Origin of the sequence: Bacillus cereus group sp. BfR-BA-01350 (assembly GCF_022663775.1) — a bacterium.
Classification (GTDB): domain Bacteria; phylum Bacillota; class Bacilli; order Bacillales; family Bacillaceae_G; genus Bacillus_A; species Bacillus_A paranthracis.
Genome location: NZ_JAKUGD010000058.1, coordinates 1 through 223, shown reverse-complemented (window position 1 = coordinate 223; position 223 = coordinate 1). Strand labels below are relative to the sequence as shown.

Sequence of the window (223 nt, the reverse complement as noted above, 5' to 3'; positions counted from 1 at the left end):
TAGGTCGGTCTGGAACCAATTGTATACGTGATAATTTCACCATTAAATAAATCCAACATTGGTGATAGGTATAACTTCTCCCCAAATAACTTAAACTCCGTAATATCTGTAGCCCACTTTTCATTTGGTTTTTCAGCTTGGAAGTTGCGATTTAAAATATTTGGCGCAATTTTCCCAACTGTCCCTTTGTAAGAGCGATATTTTTTCATACGAACCAGACATT

Annotated in this window: 1 protein-coding gene; it reads right to left on the bottom strand. The window is 35.9% G+C overall.

The window, feature by feature from the left end:
- Window positions 1–223 (bottom strand): DDE-type integrase/transposase/recombinase (locus MR147_RS26955; RefSeq protein WP_396022909.1); only part of this gene is annotated, 223 nt, incomplete at both ends.